General features: G+C 34.9%; 5 protein-coding genes. All 5 read right to left on the bottom strand.

Going from position 1 to position 3,140, the window contains the following annotated elements; translation table 11 throughout:
- Positions 1–84 precede the first annotated feature (84 nt).
- The 5 genes from nusG to HMPREF2619_RS01895 all read right to left on the bottom strand — a co-directional run bounded on the left by nusG (position 85) and on the right by HMPREF2619_RS01895 (position 2,447).
- Positions 85–621, bottom strand: coding sequence for a transcription termination/antitermination protein NusG (nusG, locus tag HMPREF2619_RS01915; RefSeq protein WP_045763385.1), 537 nt, complete (start codon positions 619–621; stop codon positions 85–87).
- A gap of 57 nt (positions 622–678) precedes the next feature.
- Positions 679–855, bottom strand: a complete 177-nt coding sequence (gene secE / locus HMPREF2619_RS01910) for a preprotein translocase subunit SecE (RefSeq protein ID WP_001211016.1) — start codon at positions 853–855, stop codon at positions 679–681.
- A gap of 9 nt (positions 856–864) precedes the next feature.
- A complete protein-coding gene (rpmG, locus tag HMPREF2619_RS01905) occupies positions 865–1,017 on the bottom strand; it encodes a 50S ribosomal protein L33 (RefSeq protein WP_001809375.1) in 153 nt (50 codons plus the stop codon).
- Between the two features lie 232 nt (positions 1,018–1,249).
- On the bottom strand, positions 1,250–1,942 hold the full coding sequence (locus HMPREF2619_RS01900; RefSeq protein WP_070458655.1) for a phosphoglycerate mutase: 693 nt from the start codon (positions 1,940–1,942) through the stop codon (positions 1,250–1,252).
- Between the two features lie 136 nt (positions 1,943–2,078).
- Positions 2,079–2,447 (bottom strand): hypothetical protein, encoded by a 369-nt coding sequence (locus tag HMPREF2619_RS01895; protein WP_070458652.1) that lies wholly within the window; start codon positions 2,445–2,447, stop codon positions 2,079–2,081.
- Between the last annotated feature and the right edge of the window lie 693 nt (positions 2,448–3,140).

Below are 3,140 nucleotides of genomic sequence, written 5' to 3'. Positions count from 1 at the left end.
ATACTGACAAGTGAGGGAGAAAAAAGACAACTGTCTCTTTTACAATTGTCTTTGTTTGTTATTTTATATTGATAATTTTTTTGGTTAAAGTTCTGCAATCTGATTAAGATTTACTTCTGCTACTGTATCATTACCAAACATTGAGATAATCATCTTAACTTTATTGTTATCAATTTCTGTGATCTTACCTGTGTAATCAGCGAAAGCACCGTCAATAATACGAACAGTTTGACCAACTTCGACATCAATATCAAATTCTTGGACAGTTTGACCCATAGAAACTAAAATATCGCGAATTTCTTGTTCCAAAAGTGGAGTTGGTTTTGATCTGTTTCCGTGTGAACCTACGAATCCTGTTACGTTTGGTGTGTTACGTACAACAAACCATGCTTCGTCGGTCATAACCATTTCTACAAGAACATAACCTGGAAAGCGATTTTCTTCGATTTCTTTTTTCTTTCCATTTTTTTCCACTTGCACTGTTTGTGTAGGAATCTCAACACGCAGAATATTTTCTAACATATTGTATGTTTGTGCACGCTGCAATAGATTTTCTTTTACTTTATTTTCGTAGCCAGAATAAGTTTGTAGCACAAACCATCCTTTATCAAAACTATCCATGTTTTTTCCTTTCCTAACTGAAGAATTTCAGCGACTAGATCTTTTTCTTAGCTTATTTTAAAAAATATTAATAAAACGAATCAATCCGCTAACAATCAATTGGTCAAAAATATAAATCATCACTACAAAGAAAGCAGTGTATTCCATGATAGATTTAAAATCTAACCAACTTTCCTTGCGAGTCGGCCAAGTTGTTTCTTTAAGAAGTTTAAAAATGTCCTTAATAAAACGCATCGTTTTCTCCTATCTCGTTTCTCGGTGTGTGGTGTACTTGCCACAGTGTTTACAAAATTTATTTACTTCTAAGCGTGTTGGTTTTGGATTTCCACTAATCTTAATCGAATAGTTTCTAGAACCACAAACCGCACAGGCTAGACTTGCTTTTTTAAGTGCCATAACGCCTCCATCTTAACTATTATAACAAGAATCCTCTGCTTTGACAAGCTTAATTGTTTTTTGAATTCTTAAATCTTGAACGGTAACTTCTCAAAGTAATATCCACTTGTACTAACGGTGAAACTTAGTTTGAGAATTCAGCCTTCCAAAATCTCAGCTCAAGTTTTCTTCTACCTCAGACTGTATGTTTCGAAAATCAAAAACCTAGGAATCATCCTAGGCTTTATGATGTTTATTTTCCAAGGTAGTATTCAGAAACTACGTTCAATTTTTCGTCAAATTCGAATACCAATGGTGGGAAGTTAGGGATTTCTACGTCCATGATTTCGTCGTCTGACAATTGTTTGATGTGTTTTACAAGAGCACGGATTGAGTTACCGTGTGCTCCTACGAATACGTTTTTACCATCTTTAAGAGCTGGAGCGATTTTATCTTCCCAGAATGGAAGGGCACGTTCCAAAGTCACTTTCAAGTTTTCAGCATCTGGAATTACTGAGTCATCAAGTGAAGCATAACGACGGTCAGTATGAGCTGAGTACTCATCATCACGAGGCATTGCTGGAGGCAATACATCGTATGAACGACGCCAGATGTGAACTTGCTCATCACCAAATTGTTCAGCAGCTTCAGCTTTGTTTTTACCAGTCAAACCACCGTAGTGACGTTCGTTCAAGCGCCATGATTTTTCAACTGGAACCCACAATTGGTCAGATGCTTCAAGAGCCAAGTTAGTTGTTTTGATCGCACGTTTCAATACTGAAGTATAAGCTTGGTCAAATTCGATACCAGCTTCTTTGATCAATTTACCAGCGTCAATCGCTTGTTGTGTTCCTTTTTCAGACAAATCAACATCAGCCCAACCAGTGAAAAGGTTAGCTTTGTTCCATTCAGACTCACCGTGGCGAGCAAAAACCAATTTTACCATTTGATGGATACTCCTTTTATTTTCCGAGGTTTCCCTCGTTTATCTATTCTATTTTACACAATTTTTCACAAAAAAGCTAGTCAAAATCAATCGAAAAAGAGAAGAGACTTCTTGACTCTTCCCTTTATGTATAGAACTATCCTTCAATTTGGAAATGTTTTAAGCTCGACAAGTATAGCGCTCCACCAATGATGAGGATTATTCCACCGATCCATCCCAAGAATGGAATCAATGCTACTCCCGATCCAACGATAAACAAGATAGACGGCGCAAGTGAGATACGTTTGTCATCCTTATAATAGACAAGAGTGAGAATTCCTAGGATAAGAGTTGCAATTTTTACTAAAGTAAAAACAAGGAAAACAACTCCCAAAACAAATCCCGCTAAATCTTCATTGTCAGAAATAGCCGCAATCATAACTATAACAACTGGTAAGATCGCCAAAACAGCTCCTACAATGATTCCAAGAATTCCATCAACTTGTGCAAGTGTTTTTGTCTTCATAACTGTCTCCTCAAAATGTTATACAATCGTTATTTTACCATATTTTAGTTTTTATTTAAAGTTTTTACCAACCGATGAACCGCGATTGATGATTCCTTTACTGGCTCTCTATACGAATCAAACTAGTGATATTTAAAGAATAGTTCTATTTTTTTACTTGTTATTTTACATTATGTTCAGTCGTTCAAGTAATCCATTTATTTTTTTCATAATTTCGTTAAATATTCTCACTCAAATCAGAACCTCTAATTAACAGAGACGTGTTTATCATTAGATTTGGTGCTAATCTTTAGTATTCCCAATTTTTAGTTTAGATTATACTCATCATTTATTTTTTTGATTCCCCTTATTATTTACAATAATGAAACAGTTCGTATGTCATTCTCATGCTTAATTTTTTGTCATTTTATAAATGTTATAGATTTTCTATTATAGCATATAGCACACCATATTCCTCCGTGAGGTTATCTGAGGTTTAGTATTAGTTTCCCTGTACTATTTCTTACTCAGATTTAATTTAGCGCTCTTGATTGTTTCTGATAGAACTATACAACTAGTATTAATAAAATGTTGACTAATCTACATTCTGCAATTTTTCCGAGATGTCGTTATTAGGAAAAAATTTAATTTATCTGACTTCAAATAGTAGTAAAACGAGCCTTGAAATCATGACCACCCGTCTAACGGGTGGTT

The organism is Streptococcus sp. HMSC074B11 (genome assembly GCF_001808705.1).
Taxonomy (GTDB): Bacteria; Bacillota; Bacilli; order Lactobacillales; family Streptococcaceae; genus Streptococcus.
The sequence above is the reverse complement of the archived record's forward strand: the minus strand, read 5'-3'. Positions and strand labels throughout refer to the sequence as shown.